Annotated in this window: 24 protein-coding genes; 14 read left to right on the top strand and 10 right to left on the bottom strand. The window is 65.9% G+C overall.

The features are described 5' to 3' along the window. Nucleotides 1–704: acyl-CoA dehydrogenase C-terminal domain-containing protein (locus G3O06_RS25400; RefSeq protein WP_205817863.1), on the top strand; the 704-nt coding region annotated here is incomplete at its 5' end. A 93-nt stretch (nt 705–797) separates the two neighbouring features. On the opposite strand, the gene G3O06_RS25395 is transcribed toward G3O06_RS25400, so the two are convergent. Next, nucleotides 798–2,084, bottom strand: coding sequence for a D-amino acid dehydrogenase (locus tag G3O06_RS25395; protein WP_205817862.1), 1,287 nt, complete (start codon nt 2,082–2,084; stop codon nt 798–800). A gap of 145 nt (nt 2,085–2,229) precedes the next feature. On the opposite strand from G3O06_RS25395, the gene G3O06_RS25390 reads away from it, so the two are divergent. Both G3O06_RS25390 and G3O06_RS25385 read left to right on the top strand, forming a co-directional pair. After that, nucleotides 2,230–2,718, top strand: coding sequence for an Lrp/AsnC ligand binding domain-containing protein (locus G3O06_RS25390; RefSeq protein ID WP_011351353.1), 489 nt, complete (start codon nt 2,230–2,232; stop codon nt 2,716–2,718). Between the two features lie 90 nt (nt 2,719–2,808). After that, nucleotides 2,809–3,996, top strand: a complete 1,188-nt coding sequence (locus tag G3O06_RS25385) for a PA0069 family radical SAM protein (protein ID WP_174915602.1) — start codon at nt 2,809–2,811, stop codon at nt 3,994–3,996. A gap of 49 nt (nt 3,997–4,045) precedes the next feature. Here G3O06_RS25385 and G3O06_RS25380 read toward each other — a convergent pair whose 3' ends face one another. Next, entirely contained in the window at nt 4,046–4,513 is a 468-nt protein-coding gene (locus G3O06_RS25380; RefSeq protein WP_174915603.1) for a TM2 domain-containing protein, read from the bottom strand. 109 nt (nt 4,514–4,622) lie between these two features. Then, entirely contained in the window at nt 4,623–5,762 is a 1,140-nt protein-coding gene (locus tag G3O06_RS25375; RefSeq protein ID WP_205817861.1) for a PQQ-dependent sugar dehydrogenase, read from the bottom strand. Nucleotides 5,763–5,915: 153 nt separating this feature from the next. Between G3O06_RS25375 and rpsP the strand changes: the two genes are divergently transcribed. The 6 genes from rpsP (at nt 5,916) to G3O06_RS25345 (ending at nt 10,045) form a co-directional block, all read left to right on the top strand. Beyond that, the gene (rpsP, locus tag G3O06_RS25370) at nt 5,916–6,170 is read left to right on the top strand and encodes a 30S ribosomal protein S16 (RefSeq protein ID WP_006476550.1); all 255 of its coding nucleotides are present in this window, start codon (nt 5,916–5,918) and stop codon (nt 6,168–6,170) included. Between the two features lie 42 nt (nt 6,171–6,212). Further along, entirely contained in the window at nt 6,213–6,890 is a 678-nt protein-coding gene (rimM, locus tag G3O06_RS25365) for a ribosome maturation factor RimM (RefSeq protein ID WP_205817860.1), read from the top strand. 1 nt (nt 6,891) lies between these two features. Then, nucleotides 6,892–7,686 carry a tRNA (guanosine(37)-N1)-methyltransferase TrmD gene (gene trmD / locus G3O06_RS25360; protein ID WP_174982967.1) on the top strand — a complete coding sequence of 265 codons (795 nt, stop codon included), beginning with the start codon at nt 6,892–6,894 and terminating at the stop codon, nt 7,684–7,686. Nucleotides 7,687–7,819: 133 nt separating this feature from the next. Further along, entirely contained in the window at nt 7,820–8,212 is a 393-nt protein-coding gene (rplS, locus tag G3O06_RS25355; RefSeq protein WP_174915607.1) for a 50S ribosomal protein L19, read from the top strand. A gap of 87 nt (nt 8,213–8,299) precedes the next feature. Further along, nucleotides 8,300–8,986 (top strand): CoA pyrophosphatase, encoded by a 687-nt coding sequence (locus G3O06_RS25350; protein ID WP_174970272.1) that lies wholly within the window; start codon nt 8,300–8,302, stop codon nt 8,984–8,986. A 120-nt stretch (nt 8,987–9,106) separates the two neighbouring features. Further along, the gene (locus tag G3O06_RS25345; protein ID WP_021159740.1) at nt 9,107–10,045 is read left to right on the top strand and encodes a CobD/CbiB family protein; all 939 of its coding nucleotides are present in this window, start codon (nt 9,107–9,109) and stop codon (nt 10,043–10,045) included. A gap of 64 nt (nt 10,046–10,109) precedes the next feature. On the opposite strand, the gene G3O06_RS25340 is transcribed toward G3O06_RS25345, so the two are convergent. The 3 genes from G3O06_RS25340 to G3O06_RS25330 form a co-directional block, all read right to left on the bottom strand. Beyond that, complete coding sequence (locus tag G3O06_RS25340) at nt 10,110–10,427, bottom strand: DUF2007 domain-containing protein (protein ID WP_174915609.1); 318 nt, start codon at nt 10,425–10,427, stop codon at nt 10,110–10,112. A gap of 66 nt (nt 10,428–10,493) precedes the next feature. Beyond that, nucleotides 10,494–11,435, bottom strand: coding sequence for a ribosome small subunit-dependent GTPase A (rsgA, locus tag G3O06_RS25335; RefSeq protein ID WP_174915610.1), 942 nt, complete (start codon nt 11,433–11,435; stop codon nt 10,494–10,496). Continuing rightward, entirely contained in the window at nt 11,432–12,691 is a 1,260-nt protein-coding gene (locus G3O06_RS25330; protein ID WP_205817859.1) for a M48 family metallopeptidase, read from the bottom strand. The genes rsgA and G3O06_RS25330 overlap by 4 nt, the downstream gene beginning before the upstream one ends. A 117-nt stretch (nt 12,692–12,808) precedes the next feature. Here G3O06_RS25330 and orn point away from each other — a divergent pair, with 117 nt between their 5' ends. Then, nucleotides 12,809–13,429: an oligoribonuclease gene (orn, locus tag G3O06_RS25325; protein ID WP_046545212.1), complete on the top strand. Its 621-nt coding sequence runs from the start codon at nt 12,809–12,811 to the stop codon at nt 13,427–13,429. Nucleotides 13,430–13,475: 46 nt separating this feature from the next. On the opposite strand, the gene mog is transcribed toward orn, so the two are convergent. After that, on the bottom strand, nt 13,476–14,084 hold the full coding sequence (gene mog, locus G3O06_RS25320; RefSeq protein WP_174915612.1) for a molybdopterin adenylyltransferase: 609 nt from the start codon (nt 14,082–14,084) through the stop codon (nt 13,476–13,478). Then, entirely contained in the window at nt 14,068–14,670 is a 603-nt protein-coding gene (gene yjgA / locus G3O06_RS25315) for a ribosome biogenesis factor YjgA (RefSeq protein ID WP_277403750.1), read from the bottom strand. Before yjgA ends, mog begins: the two co-directional genes overlap by 17 nt. Nucleotides 14,671–14,797: 127 nt before the next feature. Here yjgA and pmbA point away from each other — a divergent pair, with 127 nt between their 5' ends. Then, nucleotides 14,798–16,168: a metalloprotease PmbA gene (pmbA, locus tag G3O06_RS25310; RefSeq protein ID WP_174915614.1), complete on the top strand. Its 1,371-nt coding sequence runs from the start codon at nt 14,798–14,800 to the stop codon at nt 16,166–16,168. 83 nt (nt 16,169–16,251) lie between these two features. Here the strand turns inward: pmbA and G3O06_RS25305 are convergent, their stop codons facing one another. Next, nucleotides 16,252–16,752, bottom strand: a complete 501-nt coding sequence (locus G3O06_RS25305; RefSeq protein WP_205817858.1) for a dihydrofolate reductase — start codon at nt 16,750–16,752, stop codon at nt 16,252–16,254. A gap of 26 nt (nt 16,753–16,778) precedes the next feature. Here G3O06_RS25305 and G3O06_RS25300 point away from each other — a divergent pair, with 26 nt between their 5' ends. Further along, nucleotides 16,779–16,964, top strand: a complete 186-nt coding sequence (locus tag G3O06_RS25300; RefSeq protein ID WP_174915616.1) for a hypothetical protein — start codon at nt 16,779–16,781, stop codon at nt 16,962–16,964. 62 nt (nt 16,965–17,026) lie between these two features. Here G3O06_RS25300 and G3O06_RS25295 read toward each other — a convergent pair whose 3' ends face one another. Continuing rightward, nucleotides 17,027–17,356 (bottom strand): hypothetical protein, encoded by a 330-nt coding sequence (locus G3O06_RS25295; protein WP_174915617.1) that lies wholly within the window; start codon nt 17,354–17,356, stop codon nt 17,027–17,029. A gap of 501 nt (nt 17,357–17,857) precedes the next feature. On the opposite strand from G3O06_RS25295, the gene G3O06_RS25290 reads away from it, so the two are divergent. Beyond that, nucleotides 17,858–19,255: a sigma-54 dependent transcriptional regulator gene (locus G3O06_RS25290; protein WP_174970278.1), complete on the top strand. Its 1,398-nt coding sequence runs from the start codon at nt 17,858–17,860 to the stop codon at nt 19,253–19,255. 41 nt (nt 19,256–19,296) lie between these two features. Beyond that, nucleotides 19,297–20,268: a thymidylate synthase gene (locus G3O06_RS25285; protein WP_174915619.1), complete on the top strand. Its 972-nt coding sequence runs from the start codon at nt 19,297–19,299 to the stop codon at nt 20,266–20,268. Nucleotides 20,269–20,310 lie beyond the last annotated feature (42 nt).

Raw genomic sequence — 20,310 nt, 5'->3', positions numbered from 1 at the left:
ACGTGGCCGCCGCGCACAGCGACATTGCCCACCGCCATTCGGACGAGGCGACGCGGGCACGTCATCAGGCAATCTACGAGTATCTGGTGCCGGTGGTGAAGGGCTGGAGCACGGAGATGGTGAACGATGTGGCGAGCCTGGGCGTGCAGGTGCACGGTGGGATGGGCTTCATCGAGGAGACGGGCGCGGCGCAGTATTACCGCGATGCACGTATCCTGGCGATCTACGAAGGCACGACGGCGATCCAGGCGAACGACCTGGTGGGCCGCAAGACGATGCGCGACGGCGGCGCGGTGGCGAAGGCGCTGATCGCGGAGATCGGCGAGACGGTGGCGGCGCTGGGTAAGCTGGACGGCGCGGCGGCCGCATCGGTGAAGGCGCAGCTGGAGAAGGGCGCGAAGGCGCTGTCGTCGGTGGTCGATTATGTGGTGGCGAACGTGAAGCAGGACCCGAACGCGGTGTTCGCGGGCAGCGTGCCGTACCTGAAGCTGGCGGGCGTGGTGCTGTGCGGGTGGCAAATGGGCCGCGCGCTGGTGGCGGCGCAGGCGAACCGCGCGAGCGACCCGGCGTTCTTCGATGCGAAGATCGCGTTCGCGCAATGCTATGCGGAGCACGTGCTGGTGCAGGCCGGCGCATTCGAAGCGTCGATCGTCGGCACGAAGGGCAACGAGGGCGTGCTCGCGTTGACGGAAGACCAGTTCTGACCGGCTGACGATTCGATGAAATGAAGAAGGCGCCCCTCGGGGCGCCTTTCTTTTTGATGCCTGCGGGCCCGTATGGCCGCGGGCGTCATCGGCTTATGCGTATGCCGGGCGCGGCTGGCCGGCCACGTCCTTCAGGTAACGGTGCACCGACAGGTCGTCGGCCTGGATCGCGGGCATCTTGCCGGAGATCAGGTCTGCGAGCAGTTGGCCCGAGCCGCACGACATCGTCCAGCCGAGCGTACCGTGGCCGGTGTTTAGGAACAGGTTCGACACCGGCGTGCGGCCGACGATCGGCGTGCCGTCCGGCGTCATCGGGCGCAGGCCCGTCCAGAACGTTGCCTTCGACGTGTCACCGCCGCCCGGGAACAGGTCGTTCACGCACATTTCGAGCGTTTCGCGGCGCGCGGCGCGCAGCTTCTTGTCGAAGCCGACGATTTCCGCCATGCCGCCGACGCGGATGCGCTGGTCGAAGCGCGTGATCGCGATCTTGTAGGTCTCGTCGAGCACGGTCGACACGGGGGCGGCCGCTTCGTTGACGATCGGTGCGGTGATCGAATAGCCCTTCAGCGGATAGACGGGGATCTTCATCAGGTTCGAGATGAAGCTGGTCGAGTACGAGCCGAGCGCGACGACGTACGCGTCCGCGCGCACCGTCTCGCTGCCGCACTGCACGCCGGCGATCTTGCCGCCCGCGATCGCGAGCGCATCGATCGGCGTGTTGTAGCGGAACTTCACGCCGAGCGATTCGGCGAGCGCCGCAAGGCGCGTCGTGAACAGCTGGCAGTCGCCCGTTTCGTCGCCCGGCAGGCGCAGGCCGCCCGTCAGCTTGTGCGAGACGGCGGCGAGTGCCGGTTCGGCTTTCTTCAGGTCGGCCGGCGACAGTAGTTCGAACGGCACGTTCGCTTCCTGCAGGACGGCGATGTCCTTCGCTGCACCGTCGAGTTGCTGCTGCGTGCGGAACAGCTGCAGCGTGCCGCCCGTGCGGCCTTCGTACTCGATGCCGGTATCGGCGCGCAGCGCTTGCAGGCAGTCACGGCTGTATTCGGCGAGGCGGACCATGCGGCCCTTGTTGACTGCATAGCGCTCGGCCGTGCAGTTGCGCAGCATCTGGTACATCCACTGGAGCTGGAAACGCGTGCCGTCGAGACGGATCGCGAGCGGCGCGTGTTTTTCGAACATCCACTTGACGGCCTTCAGCGGCACGCCGGGCGCGGCCCACGGTGCGGCATAGCCAGGGGAGATCTGGCCTGCGTTCGCGAAGCTCGTCTCGAGCGCCGGGCCGGCTTCCCGGTCGATCACCGTGACTTCATGACCGGCGCGCGCGAGGTAATACGCGCTTGCCACGCCCACCACACCGCTGCCCAGAATGACGACTCGCATAGCTGCTCCAGATGGAAGGGACCAGATCGAGGCCGGGCGCACCTGCGGCTCCGTGTAACCTCTAGCTGATCTAGTTTTTTGCGCTATGGTATTGTCGAATGTGTAGGTTTTGTTATCGTATTTTTCAGGTTTTCAGCATAAACAAATGAGAACGCAACGTCAGCCCGTACGCTCGCTCGACAAGCTCGACCGGCGCATCCTGAAACTGCTCCAGGACGACGGCCGGATGGCGATGAAAGACCTCGCGGAACAGGTTGGACTGACCGTCACGCCGTGTATCGAGCGTGTACGGCGCATGGAGCGGGATGGCGTGATCACCGGTTATCACGCGCGGGTCGATCCGCACCAGCTGGATGCCGCGCTGCTGGTGTTCGTCGAGATCACGCTCGGCCACAAGGGCGGCAACATGTTCGAGCAATTCCGCCGGGAAGTGATGAAGATCGACGAGGTGCTCGAATGCCATCTGGTGTCCGGTGATTTCGACTACCTGATCAAGGCGCGGATTGGCGAGATGGCCGACTACCGGAAGCTGCTCGGCGACATCCTGCTGCAGTTGCCCGGCGCCGTGCAGTCGAAGAGCTATGTCGTGATGGAAGAAATCAAGGAGACGCTGACGATCGCGGTGGGTGACTGACGCGGCCGCAGCAGGACGTCGGGCCCTTTATCCCGCCCTTGGCATGCTGCGCCCAATACTGTATAAATGTACAGTATTGGGCGCAGGCGAATGGGTGGGCACATGGACGATCGATCCGACAACGAATTTCCGGTAGCGCCGCCCGTGCCCCGCAAGGGGCGCGGTGCGGTCGACAACCTGCAGGGGCGATACGAGATCGCGCAGCGTGAAGCGGTCGATGACGGCTGGACGCACGAGTCGGACGATGCCGATTTCCCCGCGCCGCTGCGCACGCAAGTATTCGAGGAGCGTGCGAAGAGCATCCTGACGCACAATCAGTCGCCCGACATTCCATTCAGCGTATCGCTCAATCCGTATCGCGGCTGCGAGCATGGTTGCATCTACTGCTTCGCGCGGCCGACGCACAGTTATCTCGGCCTGTCGCCTGGGCTCGATTTCGAAAGCCGCATCTATGCGAAGGTCAATGCGGCCGAACTGCTCGAGCGCGAGATTTCGCGCAAGCGCTACGTACCGGAGCCGATCGCGCTCGGCGTCAATACTGACGCCTATCAGCCGGTCGAGCGCGACCTGCGCATCACGCGCAGCGTGATCCAGGTGATGCACGATCGCGGGTTGCCGTTCGCCGCGATCACGAAGTCGTCGCTGATCGAGCGCGATCTCGACCTGCTCGCGCCGATGGCCGAACGCGGGCAGGTGATGGCGGCGGTCACGATCACGACGCTCGATGCCGATCTCGCGCGCACGCTCGAGCCGCGCGCGGCAACACCGGCGCGACGGTTGCGTACGATTCGTGCGCTGAGCGAGGCGGGCGTGCCCGTCGGCGTGAGCATTGCGCCGATGATTCCGTTCGTCACGGAGCCCGATATGGAGCGCGTACTCGAGGCGTGCGCGGAAGCCGGCGCAACGTATGCGAGCTACATCATCCTGAGGCTGCCGTGGGAAGTCGCGCCGCTGTTCAAGAACTGGCTTGCCGCGCATTTTCCCGACCGGGCGGAACGCGTGATGAACCGTGTGCGCGACATGCGCGGCGGCAAAGACTACGACTCGGATTTCTCGAAACGGATGAAAGGCGAGGGGATCTGGGCCGACCTGCTGCGGCAGCGCTTTCGCCAGGCCGTCAAGCGGCTCGGGCTGAACGAGCGCACGAACGGCATTCTCGATCTGTCGCAGTTTCGCGGTGCGCCGGCCGCCGCGGCGCCGGCGCCGCGCGTTGCCGTTCGTTCAGCTGGCGTGCGGTCGACGCAGTCGCGTGACGACATGCAATTGAACCTGTTCTGACTGGCGTGTTGAACCGGTGCAGGGTGCCGGTGCGTCGCGGTCGTTACGCTTACTGCGAAATCTGCTTGGCCGCTTCGACCTGCGACTCGAAATACGTCTGGAACGACAGCGCGAGTGCGGTCATCAGCAGGAACGCACCGATCAGCAGCGAGAAGATCACCACGAAGATCACGGTCCAGCCCGACTTGCTGTGCTTGCCCGTTTCCGCGTTGAATTGCGCGTCCCATTTTTCGTCGGGACGCAGTCCGTAGACGAGCGCGGCGAGGAATGCCGCCAGCAACGAGATTGCGCCGGGTACCGCGAGCCACCAGCCGAGGCCGGCGCTGCGCTGGGTCGCGGCGAGCAAGAGGAAACCCGGGATGCCGACGATCGTCGCCAGCAGGTGCGCCCAGCCGTACACGTCGCGCAAGCCATACAGATAGAAGCGGTGCGCGCCGAGCGATCCGAGCAGGAACGCGAGGGCGGCGGTGAGCGTCTTGGAGCGAAAGCGGCGGGACGGTGCGGTGCTGCTGGACATGGATGGCGGCGTATTGTCGTTGGCATGGGTGGCCGGCGGGCCGGCGCGGGCGCGCGGCCCGGCACGCATTCTACGATGCCCGGTCGGGCCCGGTCACCCCTGTACTGCGTCAAGGTGCCGCATAGGTCACGCGGTAGATCGCACCCGCGTAGTCGTCGCTGACGAGCAGCGAGCCATCCGGCAGCGGCAGCACGTCGGCGGGGCGTCCCCATACCGTGCCGTCGGGGCGCAGCCAGCCCGTGACGAACGGGGTCTGGCGCGCCTGGCTGCCGTCCGCCGAGACGACCACGCGCATCACGCGGTAGCCGACCTTCGTGCTGCGGTTCCACGAGCCATGTTCGGCGATGAACACGTTATTGCGATACGACGCCGGAAACATCGGCCCCGTATAGAAGCGCATGCCGAGTGCCGCGACATGCGCGCCCAATTTCATCACGGGCGGCACATAGCGACGGCATGCGTCGGCGCTGCCGAATTCGGGGTCGGGCGTGTCGCCGCCATGGCAGTACGGGAAACCGAAGTCGAGGCCGGCGCGCGGTGCGCGGTTCAACTTGTCGTCGGGCACGTCGTCGCCCATCATGTCGCGCCCATTGTCGGTAAACCACAGCTCGCCCGAATCGGGGTGCCACGCGAAGCCGACCGTATTGCGTACGCCGCGGGCGACAACCTCACTCCCGCTGCCGTCTGTTTTCATGCGTGCGATGATCGCGTAGCGGCTGCGGTCGGCGAGACAGACGTTGCACGGTGCGCCGGTCGGCACGTACAGCTTGCCGTCGGGGCCGAACGCGATGAATTTCCAGCCGTGATGGTGCTCGGTCGGCAGCGCGTCGGTGACGACGGCGGGTGCGGGCGGCGTGGCGAGCCGGTCGTCGACATGATCGAGGCGCAGGATGCGCGACACGGCTGATATATAGAGTGCGCCGTCGCGGTAGGCGACCCCGACCGGCATGTCGAGCCCGGACGCGATCACGTAGCGCGCGCTGATCCGGCCCTCGTGCATCACGAGCGCATGCACGCGGCCTTCCCGCGTGCCGACATACAGGATGCCGCGCGGCGACCACGCCATTTCGCGGGCGGTCGGTACCGCGTCGGTCAGTACTTCGACGTGGAAGCCGGGCGGCACGACGAGTTCGCCCACCGGCAACGGCGCGGCAATCGCCGGTGCGGACGCGAGGCAGGCAAGGCCGGCAAGCAGCGCCGCGAAACGGTGCTGAGCACGGCGCGTCGAGGCGGCGCGAAGGGGCGGCATGACGGTGTGGAACGTCCCGGACACGACGATTGTATGCCCGGCGGACAGGCCGCCCGCGGATTTTTTGCGCGTAAGTGTTTGTTGTGCCTCTGGTTTCCGGCTATAATCGCGTGTTTCAGTAGTTTCGAACCCGGTTTTCCCGAAGGACATCATATGGTTATCATCCGTCTGGCTCGTGGCGGCTCGAAGAAGCGCCCGTTCTACAACATCGTTGCTACCGATTCGCGCAACCGTCGTGACGGCCGCTTCATCGAGCGCGTCGGCTTCTACAACCCGGTCGCCACGAAGGGCGAATCGCTGCGTATCGCTCAGGATCGCCTGACGTACTGGCAAGGCGTTGGCGCGCAACTGTCGCCGACCGTCCAGCGTCTCGTGAAGGAAGCGCAAAAGGCGCAACCGGCTGCCTAACATGGCACGGTGTGCCGGTCGTGCCGGCTGTGAGGTGCATTGATGGCGGGTCACGATTCCGGTAATGCAAGGCGCGGGCGTGCGTCGTTTGGCGCATTCGTCCGCAAGCCGGTCGAGCGCGACGCTGTCGCGGACGCCGGTCAGGCTGCCGAGCAGGGTAGTCTCGAAGTGGCGCAAGCCTGGCCCGACGATGCCGTCGAGGTCGGGGCGGTGGTCGACGCCTATGGCCTGAAGGGCTGGGTCAAGGTGGCGACGCATGCCGACGCCGGTCGCGGTGGCGATGCGCTGCTCAACGCGCGCCGCTGGTGGCTGGAACGTGGTGCGGAGCGGCTTTCCGTTCGCGTCATGCAGTCGAAGACGCACAGCGACACCGTCGTTGCGCAAACCGCGGGCGTCAGCGACCGCGATGCCGCGCTCGCCATGCGCGGCTTTCGCGTGTTCGTGCGCCGGGAAGATTTCCCGGCATTGGCCGCGGACGAATTCTATTGGGTCGACCTGATCGGTCTCGACGTCGTCAACGAGCAATCGGTGGCACTCGGGAAGGTGAGCGGGATGATCGACAATGGCGTGCATTCGATCATGCGTGTCGAGTATCCGGCGACCGGCAAAGACGGTCAGCCGACCATCGACGAGCGGTTGATTCCGTTCGTCGGCGTATACGTCAAAACGGTGGATCAGGCGGCGCGTCGCATCGTCGTCGACTGGGAAGCCGATTACTGAAATGAACCAGGTTAACGAGAGCGCGGTGCAGTTCGACGTCGTCACGCTCTTTCCCGAGATGTTCCGTGCACTGACCGACTGGGGGATCACCAGCCGGGCCGTCAAGCAAGGGCGCTTCGGGCTGCGCACCTGGAACCCGCGTGATTTCACGACGGACAACTACCGCACGGTCGACGATCGTCCGTACGGCGGCGGTCCGGGCATGGTGATGCTGGCCAGGCCGCTCGAAGCCGCGATCGATGCCGCGAAAGCGGCGCAGGCGGAACAGGGCATCGCGAGCACGCGTGTGGTGATGATGTCGCCGCAGGGCGCGCCGCTCACGCACGATCGTGCGGTGCGGATGGCGCAGGAACCCGGTGTCGTCGTGCTGTGCGGCCGCTATGAAGCGATCGACCAGCGCCTGCTCGATCGTTGCGTCGACGAGGAAATCAGCCTCGGCGATTTCGTGCTGTCCGGCGGAGAATTGCCGGCGATGGCGATGATGGATGCCGTCGTGCGGCTGCTGCCCGGTGTGCTGAACGATTCGCTGTCGGCCGTGCAGGACAGTTTCGCTGACGGCCTGCTCGATTGTCCGCACTACACGCGCCCCGAGGAATACGACGGTGTGCGCGTGCCGGACGTGCTGCTCGGCGGGCATCATGCCGAGATCGAGCGGTGGCGGCGGCAGGAAGCATTGCGGAATACGTTGCGGAAGCGGCCGGACCTGATCGTCCGGGCGCGCCGCGAGAAGTTGTTGAGCCGTGCCGACGAGGCATGGCTTGCGAACCTCGCACGCGAAGCGAAGAACGCCTCCTGAGGCGGCGTCGCGGGCGGGAATTGGCGGTGCCGCGCATGCGTGCGCGGTGCCTGATGTGAATCCATCCTCTATCGGGGCCAGGCCTGGAAGCAGGCGGGTGCCAACGCCGACACGATGGCATAAGGAGTCAGTAATGAATCTGATCGAAAAACTTGAGCAGGAAGAAATCGAGCGCGCGCTCGCCGGCAAGACGATCCCCGAATTCGCCCCGGGCGACACGGTGATCGTGAACGTGAACGTGGTTGAAGGTACCCGCAAGCGCGTTCAGGCTTACGAAGGCGTCGTGATCGCGATTCGCAGCCGTGGCCTGAACTCGAACTTCATCGTTCGCAAGATCTCGTCGGGCGAAGGCGTCGAGCGTACGTTCCAGACGTACTCGCCGCTGCTGGCAAGCATCGTCGTGAAGCGCCGCGGTGATGTGCGTCGTGCGAAGCTGTACTACCTGCGCGAGCGTTCGGGCAAGTCGGCTCGTATCAAGGAAAAGCTGGTGTCGAAGGATCGCGCCGCAGCAGCTTCCCAAGAGTAAGAGCTGTAAGGAAAAAGCACCCACCCGGGTGCTTTTTTCATTCTGGCGCGACAATATGCTCGATACGACACGAACTCGAGAGTCCCATTGAATCGCCGCCCCATCATCGATCCCGAAGTATTGCCGGTTGAAGGCACCAGCGCCGGCCTGCCGGCCATCGACTCCAGCCTGATGACGCCGTCCGGGCTGCGCGACCGTTTCGCGCGCACGCTCGAATGGAGCGTCGAGCCGGGCGAAGCGAGGCTGCAGGAGGGCATCGATCCGCGTAGCGCGGCCGTCCTCGTGCCGCTCGTCGTCCGCGAGTCCGGCCTCACCATGTTGCTGACCCAGCGCGCCGACCACCTGAACGATCACGCCGGACAGATCAGCTTCCCCGGCGGTCGTCGCGAGCCGTTCGATCACGATGCAACGGCAACCGCGTTGCGCGAGGCGAAGGAAGAGATCGGGCTGGCAGACGAGCGTGTCGAGATCCTCGGTGCGCTACCCGACTACCTGACCGGCACCGGCTTTTGCGTGACGCCGGTGGTCGGCCTCGTGCATCCGCCGTTCACCGTGCAGGCCGACACGTTCGAAGTCGCCGAGATTTTCGAGGTGCCGCTCGCGTTCCTGATGAATCCCGCGAACCATCAGGTTCGTGTGTTCCGCTGGGAAGGCGGCGAGCGTCGTTTTTTTGCGATGCCCTATCCGAACGGCGAACCCGGCGGGCATTACTTCATCTGGGGCGCAACTGCCGCCATGTTGCGCAATCTGTACCGCTTCTTGGCCGCCGGCTAGGCGCGCACGGCGTCCGGGGCGCGCGGCAGGCCGCCGGGCGACCGCGCCGGCAGCCATCCGGTGCTTACGCTGTGCTATCGTTATGCAAAAAATGACATAACTCCGAAGACGGCGCCACGCATGACTTTCTTTTCGGTTCTCCTCGCCCTCATCATCGAACAGGTCCGCGCGTTGTCGCCGAACAATCCGGTGTTCGCGCTGTTCCAGTTTCATGCGGAAACCGTCGCGCATGGTCTCGACGCAGGCAAGCAGAAGCACGGCATTCTTGCCTGGCTCGCGGTCGTGCTGCCGTGGGTGCTGATCGTCGCGCTGATCTATTTCCTGCTGTACAAGGTGAGCTTCGTGCTCGCATTCATCTGGAACGTCGTCGTCGTGTATTTCACGCTCGGCTTCCGCCAGTTCAGCCACTACTTCACCGATATCCACCTCGCGCTCAACAACGACGACGTGCCGCGCGCGCGCGAAATCCTGCACGAGTGGACGGGCATCGACACGGTCGACATGCCGGTCGGCGAAATCGTCCGCCATACGCTGATTCACGCCGTTGTCGCATCGCATCGCCACGTGTTCGGCGTGTTCTTCTGGTATGTGCTGCCGATCGGCCCGGCCGGCGCCGTGCTGTACCGGATTTCCGAATACCTCGCGCGCAGCTGGTCGACGCCGGGCGACGACCGCACGGCGGCTTTCTCGACGTTCGCGCAGCGCGCGTTCTTCGTGATCGACTGGATTCCCTCGCGATTGACCGCGCTCGGCTTCGCGATCGTCGGCAATTTCGAGGACGCGATCTACGCGTGGCGCAACCACACGCGCCAGTGGCCCGACCCGAACGATGGCGTCCTGCTGGCAGCCGGCAGCGGAGCGCTCGGCGCACGCCTCGCGGGGCCGCTCGCGGAACCGTCGAGCCTCGATGCGCTGGCAGTCGGCGACAGCGGTCCGCTGACGGTCGGTGACGATTGCACGCCGCGTACGCTGCAATCCGCGGTTGGCCTCGTCTGGCGCGCGGTGATCCTGTGGATGATTCTGCTGCTGATGCTGACGCTCGCCGTCTGGGTGTCGTGACGGGGCAGTGCGGTACCCGATGAAAGGCAAAAGGCCGGCTTGAAGCCGGCCTTTTTGCTGTGGGTCAGTCGTCGAGCGGGTCGCGTATGGCGCCGCATTGCCAGCACGCGGTGAACTGGGCTTCGAGCGCCTCGCCGCACTGCCGGCAGCGCCACGGCGCGGCGCCGGCCGACGGGCCGTGCGACGCCGCATCGAGGAGCCGGCGCGCGAGCGCGTCGTCGCGTTCGTCGTCGAGCCACAGCTCCGGCGTGCACGCGTCGGCGGGCAGGCCGCCGAGCGCGCCGGTCGCGTAGCAGTTGTGCAGCTCGCAACCGATGCCGGCCACCTGAAGCACGTTGGCCCAATGCTGCGCCGTCGCGAGATTGGGTGCCTTGAAACGCATCGCGGCTCCTGTCGGTGAAAGCCGGCCCGCATGGCACCGGCTGGCCGCCGCGCGCGTGCCGCGCGATCAGCGGACGATCTGGCTCGCCTCGTGCACGAGCTGCGCGTACAGCGCATGCCGCGACGGTGCGATGCGGCCGTCGGTAACGGCTTCCAGAATCGCGCAGCCAGGTTCGTGCAGATGATGACAATTATAGAAACGGCAGTCGGCGAGCAGCGGCCGGAACTCCGGAAATGCGCGCTCGAGACGGCCTTCCGTGAGGTGGTAGAGGCCGAATTCCTGGAAGCCCGGCGAATCGATCAGCGCGCCGCCGCCCTGCAATGGGTAGAGGCGCGTGAACGTCGTTGTGTGACGGCCGCTGTTGAGCGCGGCCGAAATCTCGCGCGTGGCGGCTTCGGCATCGGGAACGAGCAGGTTCACGAGCGTCGACTTGCCCATCCCGGACTGGCCGAGCAGGATCGTCGAATGCCCGGTCAGGTGCGGCATCAGTTGTGCGCGCGCATCGTCGGGCGAGCCCTTCACCGACAGCTCGAGCACGTCGTAGCCGAGTGCGCGGTACGGCGCGAGGCGCTCGCGCGCGACCGGCAGCGCGGCTTCGACGTCGATCTTGTTCAGCACGACGAGCGGCTTCAGCTCGTTCGCCTCGGCGGCGATCAGCGCGCGGCCGAGCAGGTCCTCGCTGAAGTAGGGCTCGGTCGCGAGCACGATCAGCAGCTGGTCGAGGTTGGCCGCGAACAGCTTCGACTTGAACTGGTCGGAACGGTACAGCAGGTTGCGCCGCTCGCCGATCTCGACGATGACGCCCTGGTCGGCCGATGCGAGTTCGTACGCGACACGGTCGCCCACAGCGATATCGCTCTTCTTGCCGCGCGGGAAGCACTGCAGCATCGGGCCGCCGTCGTCGGGTGCGACGATGTAGTGGCGCCCGTGCGCCGCGATCACGCGGCCTTCGACCCGTTGCGCGTTCGACGCGCGCGGGGCCGGCTTGCGGGAGGTCGGGCGGCTCATGCGTGCTGCAGCAGGCGGTCGATCCGCTGCGACGCAGGCGGATGCGAGTAGTAGAAGGCCGTGTAGACGGGGTCGGGCGTCAGCGTCGACGCGTTGTCCTCATAGAGCTTGACGAGTGCGCTGACGAGATCCTGCGCATCGGTCTGGCTGGCCGCGAACGCGTCGGCCTCGAATTCGTGCTTGCGCGACGTGAGGCTGCCGAACGGCGTCGCGAAGAACAGGAACACGGGAATCGCGAGGAAGAACAGCACGAGCGCGGCACCCGCGTTGCTCGTGTCGAGCGACGGCGTGACGCCGAGCCCCGTATAGAACCACGTGCGTTGCGCCAGCCAGCCGAGCAGCGCGAGCAGCACGAGGCTCAGCACGAACGACACGAGCATCCGCTTCATCACGTGGCGGCGCTTGAAGTGGCCGAGTTCGTGTGCGAGTACGGCCTCGATTTCCTGGCCGGACAGGCGCGCGAGCAGCGTGTCGAAGAATACGATCCGCTTCGACGCGCCGAAGCCCGTGAAGTAAGCGTTGCCGTGCGCGGAGCGGCGGCTGCCGTCCATCACGAACAGCCCCTTCGCCGCAAAGCCGCAGCGCTTCATCAGCGACTCGATGCGCGCGCGCAGCGCGTCGTCCTTCAGCGGCTCGAACTTGTTGAAGATCGGTGCGATGAAGGTGGGGTAGATCAGCAGCACGAGCATCTGGAACGCGACCCAGACGATCCAGGTCCACAGCCACCACAGGCTGCCGGCCTGGTTCATCAGCCACAGCACGACGAACAGCAGCGGCAGGCCGAGCGCGGCGCCGATCAGCGAGTTTTTCAACATGTCGGTGAAGAACAGCCGCTTCGTCATCCGGTTGAAGCCGAAGCGCTGTTCGATTCCGAACTGGCGGTAGTACTCGAACGGGATGTCGATGACGCTCGTGATCACGAGCACCGCAGCGACGAGCGTGACCTGCTGCCCGTAGCCGCGGCCGAGCCAGCCGGTGAGCAGCGTGTCGAGCGCGCCGACGCCGCCGAGCAGCGTGAGGCCGACCAGCACGGCCGCGCTGACGACGATCTCGAGCATCGTCAGCCGGGTGCGCTCGACCGTATAGTCGGCCGCGCGCTGGTGGGCGGTCAGCGGGATGGTTGCGCTGAACTGCGCGGGGACGCCGTTGCGGTGCGCCGCGACGAAGCGGATCTGCCGCGACGCGAGCCACAGCTTGGTGACGACCATCGCGAGCACGGCGAGCGCGAACAGCAGGGTGAACGAAAAGGGTGACATCGAAGGCGCCAAAGGGTTCTATGCGAGAATTATATGTTCTTGCGGACCGGGCCCGCTGATGCGATGCCGGCCGCCCGGGCGGCGCCGCGCGCCGTCCGCCATTTTCCAGGATGACTCATGACCGATACCGCCGCTTCCGCCAGCCAGCCCGCGCTCGTGCGCAACGAGTTGAACCTCGTCTGGCTCGACATGGAGATGACGGGCCTCGACCCGGATAACGACCGCATCATCGAGATCGCGGTCGTCGTGACCAATTCCACGCTCGACATCGCCGTCGAAGGCCCCGTGTTCGCGATCCACCAGAGCGACGAAACGCTCGCGAAGATGGACGACTGGAACAAGTCGACGCACGGCCGCTCGGGCCTGATCGACCGCGTGCGCGCGTCGACCGTGACCGAGGCGGAAGCCGCCGAGCAACTGCAGGCATTCCTCGCGCAGTACGTGTCGCCTGGCAAGTCGCCGATGTGCGGCAACTCGATCTGCCAGGACCGCCGCTTCATGGCGCGCTGGATGCCCGAATTCGAGCGGTTCTTCCACTACCGCAACCTCGACGTCAGCACGCTCAAGGAGCTGTGCCGCCGCTGGCAGCCCGCGATCTACAAGGGCTTCCAGAAGCGCGCGATGCACACGGCGCTCGCGGACATCCACGAATCGATCGACGAGCTGAAGTATTACCGCGAGCATTTCCTGATTCCGGCCGCATCGGCTTCGGCAGGCGAATCCGCGCCGGCCGCCTGAGCGGGCCGGCACGCGCTCAGCGCTGGGTACAGGCTCCGCGCCGGGCTCAGCGCCGAGCGCTTTTCGGCCGGAACGCCGCGACCACCGCGGCGTCGGTCTCGATGTACGGGCCGCCGATCAGGTCGATGCAGTAGGGCACCGCGGCGAAAATTCCGGGCACGGTCGACTGGCCGTCGGCATCGCGCAGCCCTTCGAGCGTTTCCCGGATCGACTTCGGCTGGCCGGGCAGGTTGATGATCAGCGCCGCATGGTCGGCTGTCTCGCGGATCACCGCGACCTGTCGCGACAGGATCGCGGTCGGCACGAAATTCAGGCTGATCTGCCGCATCTGTTCGCCGAATCCCGGCATTTCCTTCGTCGCCACGGCCAGCGTGGCCTCGGGCGTCACGTCGCGGCGCGCGGGGCCCGTGCCGCCCGTCGTCAGCACGAGATCGCACCCCGCGACGTCGACCAGTTCAGCGAGCGTGGCGGAGATCGTGGGCGCGTCGTCCTGGATCAGGCGCGTTTCGGCGCGCCACGGCGACGTGAGCGCACCGGCGAGCCACTCCTGCAGTGCCGGAATGCCTTTGTCCTCGTAGACGCCCGTGCTCGCGCGGTCGCTGATCGACACGAGGCCGACGACGAGCTCGTCCGGGTGGTTACGCTTCGTCGTCATGGTCGTCTTCAGTGTCGTCCGGCGCATCGTCACCCGCATCGGGCGTGCCGCTGGCGGTCTTGATCCACTGGAACAGCTCGCGGAAATAGCGCGGCGGCTTGCCTTGCTGCGCTTCCTTGCGTGCATTGCGGATCAGCGTGCGGCCTTCCTGGATATCCGCTTCCGGGTGCTGGCGCAGGAATTCGGTCAGCGCGTCGTCGTTGGCGAGCAACTGGTCGCGCGTGCGCTCGATCCAGTGCAGGCGGGCCGTCGCGGCCTTGTTCACGCCGCGTTGTGCGTCGAGTGCGGTGCGCAGCGCGGCCGTTTCGTCGTCAGTCAGCGAGCGCATCACGCGGCCGACGTACTGGAGCTGGCGGCGCTTGCCTTCGTGATCGGTGATCCGGCGTGCCTCGCGAACGGCGTCCGCGAGACTTTCGGGCATCGGCATGCGCTTGAGGGCGTCCTTCGGCAGATCGACGAGCGCCTGGCCGAGCACCTGCAACTCGTGCATCTCGCGCTTCAACTGGGATTTGCTGGGGCGATCGTAGCCATTGTCGTCGTCTTCGGCGGCATGCTCGATCGGCTGGATTCGGGTTTTGCGTGTCATGGGCGGCATTGTATCGCGCCGCGGACACCCCAAGCTTGTCGGTGTCCGGCCCCGGACCTTGCTATGATCGCGGGATACGCAACATTTTGAACATGCGGGCGCCCGCCCGCCACCGGATATCCAGACGATGGCAGCCAATCTCGACGTACAAGCGCGCTATTTCCCGCACACGCAGGACCAGCTCAAAGAAATCGCCTCCGACATCCTTCGCCATGCGAAGGCGCTCGGCGCGACGGACGCCGCGACCGAAATCTCCGAGGGCGACGGCCTGTCGGTGTCGGTGCGTCGCGGCGAAGTCGAAACGATCGAGCACAACCGCGACAAGATGGTCGGCGTGACCGTGTTCATCGGCAAGAAGCGCGGCAACGCGAGCACGTCGGATTTCTCGCCGGGCGCGATCAAGGATACGGTCGCCGCCGCGTACAACATCGCGCGCTTCACGGCCGAGGACGAGGCGGCCGGCCTGGCCGAGGCCGAGCTGCTCGAAACCGACCCGCGCGACCTCGATCTGTACCACCCGTGGGCGCTGACGGCCGACGAGGCTGTCGAGCTTGCCCGCCGCGCGGAAGACGCCGCATTCGCGGTCAGCCCGCAGATCCGCAATTCGGAAGGCGCGAGCGTGTCGGCCCAGCATTCGCAGTTCGTGCTCGCGACGTCGCGCGGCTTCCTGTCCGGCTATCCGTATTCGCGCCACTACATCGCATGTGCGCCGATCGCGGGCAGCGGCCGTCACATGCAGCGCGACGACTGGTATTCGTCGAAGCGCAGCGCGATCGATCTCGCGGCGCCCGAAGCGGTGGGCCGGTACGCGGCCGAGCGTGCGCTCGCACGGATGGGCGCGCGCCGTCTCGACACCCGCAAGGTGCCCGTGCTGTTCGAGGCGCCGCTCGCGGCCGGCCTGCTCGGCGCGTTCGTGCAGGCGGTGAGCGGCGGTGCGTTGTACCGCAAGACGTCGTTCCTCGTCGACAGCCTCGGCAAGCCGGTGTTCGCGCCGCACATCCAGGTCGTCGAGGATCCGCACGTGCCGCGCGCGATGGGCAGCGCGCCGTTCGACGAGGAAGGCGTGCGCACGCGTGCGCGCAGCGTCGTCACGGATGGCGTCGTCGAAGGCTACTTCCTGTCGACCTATTCGGCGCGCAAGCTCGGCACGCAGACCACCGGCAACGCGGGCGGCTCGCACAACCTCGCGCTGCGCAGCTCGAGCACGCAGCCGGGCGACGATTTCGACGCGATGCTGAAAAAGCTCGGCACGGGCCTGCTGCTGACCGAGCTGATGGGGCAGGGCGTGAACTACGTGACGGGCGACTATTCGCGCGGCGCGGCGGGCTTCTGGGTCGAGAACGGCGTGATCCAGTATCCGGTCGAGGAAATCACCGTCGCGAGCACGCTGCAGGAAATGTTCCGGCATATCGTCGCGATCGGCGCCGATTCGATCGTGCGCGGCACGAAGGAAACGGGCTCGGTGCTGATCGAGCAGATGACGATCGCCGGGCAGTAAGCGGCGCGCGGCAGCGGCCGCCATCAAACGAAAAAGCCCGACCGGCGTAAGCCGGTCGGGCTTTTTTCATGGCGCGCGACGCGTCAGCCGAGCTTGCGCGCGTAGACGACGAACGCATAGCCGAACGTGTTCGGCGCGGCCGCCTGGTGCGCATCGCGCGACACTTCCTGCCACTGCGCGGCGTCGGGCGCCGGAAACGATGCGTCACCGTCGAAGTCGGCATCGATCTCGGTGACGACCAGCTTGTCGGCGAGTGCGAGGCCTTCCGTGTAGAGTTGGGCGCCGCCGATCAGGAACGCTTCGGGCACCCCGTCGCGCGCAGCGAGCGTCAGCGCGTCGGCGAGCGACGTGACCGTGTCGCAGCCGTCGAAGCGGCGCGTCGCATCGCGCGTGACGACGATATTGCGGCGGCCCGGCAGCGGCCGGCCGATCGACTCGTGGGTCTTGCGGCCCATCACGATCGGTGCGCCCATCGTCGTGCGCTTGAAGAAGGCGAGATCCTCGGGAAGTTTCCAGGGCAACTGGTTGTCGCGGCCGATGATGCCGTTGCGGGCACGCGCGACGATCAGGGTCAACGTCGTCATGAAGGTCGTGGGAGAGGAAAACCGGAATGGCGCCGATTCTACCGGAACGGCGGCGCGCGCCGGTTCCTGGTGCGCGCATCCGCCTTTCTGTGCTGCGCGCCGCGACGCTCGAGGCAATGCGTCGCGGCGATGGAATGAATAAAAAGAGTGCCCGCCGGGGGACGGAGCACAAAACCGTTTCGTGTTGCGAGATCGCTGATATCGGCCGCTGATCGATGCTGTCCGGCCTGCTCGAATCAATACGTGATCCTTATCAAATGGATCGGCTCGGGCATCACTGATGCGTACTGCCTTGCGCGGTGCCTTCCATCGCGTGCTGCACGTCGCCCGGCTGCGGTAACGGGAGCGGCATGGGCAGCGGCAATTGGGGCGGCGGGATCTCGTCCCACAGCGTCACCGAAGTCTTGCCGGCCTGCAGCGGTTTCGGTGACGACACGGTCACGATGCCGAACCCGTTGCCGTGCTGCATGCTCGGCGCGTTTGCGGCAAGGAGTGTGGCGCGATCCGGATTCGTGCCTTCGTCTGCGCGTGCGGGTGTGGGCGGGCCTGCGGCCGCGACCGCAATGGCCATCGGCACGAAAGAAAGTAAAAGATGTTTTCGCATGGTCGCTGTCTCCGACGGTTTCCGTATTCAGCGAAATGCATGCCATCGCGCCGGGACCGTTGTAGAGACTGCGATTCGTGCGCAAGCGTTGCGAATTGTGTCTAAAAACGGCTGAAAATGTTTCAGACGTGAAACGAGGGGGCTTGGGAATTCTGCGGATTCATTCGTTACGCTTCAAGGACGAAAATCGTCGCACGTGTTGATGAGAGAACATATCGCTGCGCAGGTGCTATGTGCAGACGATTGACATGCATCGACCTCCTGAGCGATCCGGCCGTATCGCTCACCGCGCTGAAATCGGATTGTCGTATTCAGTGCCTATAACTAAGCTGTCTTGATCAAAATAACTGGACGCGAGATAAGCGCCATCATGCGAGGCCTTGTCGTCGCCGCGCATCGGCATGGCGAATCGAGCCGCCTTCGGCTGACCCGATTCGATCCTTTCGCACGTGACCTGGCGTGCACGGCAATCGTTAGACGGTTGATGAACGGGGTGAGCATATGGGCGCCGATCAGCGGCACGTGATCTACTATTCGCGCGAACCGAACGACGCGTTGCGCGGCCATTTCGACGAATGCGGTTGGCGTGTCGATCTCGCGGAGACCGTGCGGGATGTACGACGCGTCGTACAGCATGGCGTTGCAACGGCCGGGCTGCTCGATTTTTCGCCGGGCTTCAAGCCCTCGGACCTGCGCGAACTCGAATCTTGTCTGAGCATTCAGCACATCGGCTGGATCGCTGCGACGCGCCGTGGCCAGTTGCAGGACGCCACGCTGCGCCATCTCATTCGCGACTACTGTTTCGACTACGTGACGATGCCGTACGAGACGGCGCGGATCGTCGAGACCGTCGGTCATGCGCACGGCATGATCGCGCTGACCGAGCCCGTTGCGCCGCCTGTCGGCGCGGGACGCAGCGAAGGCGAAATGGTCGGGACCTGCGATGCGATGCTCGGTCTCTTCAGGACGATACGCCGTGTCGCGGCGACCGACGCGCCGGTGTTCATCTCCGGCGAATCGGGTACCGGCAAGGAGCTGACGGCGGTCGCGATTCACGAACGCTCGTCGCGCGCGCAGGCGCCGTTCATCGCGATCAACTGCGGCGCGATTCCGTCGACGCTGCTGCAGGCCGAGCTGTTCGGCTATGAGCGCGGCGCATTCACCGGCGCGAACCAGCGCAAGATCGGTCGCGTCGAGGCCGCCAACGGCGGCACGCTGTTTCTCGACGAGATCGGCGACTTGCCGCTCGAAAGCCAGGCAAGCCTGTTGCGCTTCCTGCAGGAAGGCAAGATCGAGCGGCTCGGTGCCCATGTGTCGGTGCCTGTCGACGTGCGCGTGATCTGCGCGACGCACGTGGACATGGAGGCTGCGCTGCGCGAAGGGCGGTTCCGCGAGGACCTGTTCCATCGCCTGTGCGTGCTTAAGATCGAGGAGCCGCCGCTGCGCGCGCGCGGCAAGGACATCGAGGTACTCGCGCGCCACATGCTCGAGCGCTTCAAGGGCGATGCGCATCGTCGCCTGCGCGGCTTTTCCCCTGACGCGGTCGCGTCGCTGTACGGCTACTCGTGGCCGGGCAACGTGCGCGAGCTGATCAATCGCGTGCGCCGCGCGATCGTCATGTCGGAGGGCCGGATGATCACCGCTGCCGATCTCGAGCTGAACGACTTTGCGACGCTCGCGCCCGTGTCGCTGCTGGAGGCGCGTGAGGCGGCCGAACGGCAGGCGATCGAGCAGGCGTTGTTGCGCCATCGCGGCCGTTTCGCGGATGCCGCGCGCGAACTCGGCGTGTCGCGCGTCACGCTCTACCGGCTGATGTGCGCGCACGGCATGCGCGATCGCGGCGACACGCTGGCAGGGTTTTCAGCGCCGTTGTCGGGGCTTCCGCAGCACGCTTGCTAAAATTGGCGGGTACGGCCGCCCTCGCGGCCGAAGGAACCCGCATGAAACAGTATCTCGATCTCGTTCGTACCATTCTCGATACGGGCACCTGGCAGGAGAACCGCACGGGGATCCGCACCATCAGCATGCCGGGCGCGATGCTGCGCTTCGACCTGCAGCAAGGCTTCCCGGCCGTGACGACCAAGAAGCTCGCGTTCAAGTCCGCGATCGGCGAACTGGTCGGCTTCCTGCGCGCATCGCGCAGCGCGGCCGATTTCCGCGCGCTCGGCTGCAAGGTGTGGGATGCGAACGCGAACGAGAACGCGCAGTGGCTCGCGAACCCGTATCGCCAGGGCGTCGACGATCTCGGCGACGTGTATGGCGTGCAATGGCGCCAGTGGCCGGGATACAAGGTGCTCGACGCGGGCGCCGACGCACAGATCGCCGACGCGACGCGCCGCGGCTTCCGGATCGTCACGCGTTTCGACGAAGACGGCGCGCCGAAGGTGCTGCTGTACAAGGCGATCGACCAGTTGCGCCAGTGCCTGGACACGATCATGGAGAACCCGTCCGACCGGCGCATCCTGTTTCACGCGTGGAATCCGGCCGTGCTCGACGAGATCGCGCTGCCCGCGTGCCATCTGCTGTACCAGTTCCTGCCGAATGCAACGAAGCGCGAAATCTCGCTGTGCCTGTACATCCGCAGCAACGACGTCGGCCTCGGCACGCCGTTCAACCTGACGGAAGGGGCCGCGCTGCTGTCGCTCGTCGGCCGGCTGACGGGCTACACGCCGCGCTGGTTCACGTACTTCATCGGCGACGCGCACATCTACGAGAACCAGCTCGACATGCTGCAGCGCCAGCTCACGCGCGAACCTTACGACAGCCCGCGGCTCGAGATTGCCGAGCGCGTGCCGGAATACGCGAAGACGGGCGTCTACGCACCCGAGTGGCTGGAGCAGATCGAGCCGTCCGATTTCTCGCTGGTCGGCTACCGCCACCACGAGCCGCTGACCGCGCCGATGGCGGTCTGATCGCGCACGACGGGCCGCGCGGATGCATCGATCCGCGCCCCG

It is taken from the genome of Burkholderia sp. Ac-20345 (assembly GCF_017104825.1).
GTDB lineage: Bacteria > Pseudomonadota > Gammaproteobacteria > Burkholderiales > Burkholderiaceae > Burkholderia > Burkholderia lata_B.
Note: the sequence above shows the minus strand (reverse complement) of the source record. Positions and strands in the feature narration are given on the sequence as shown.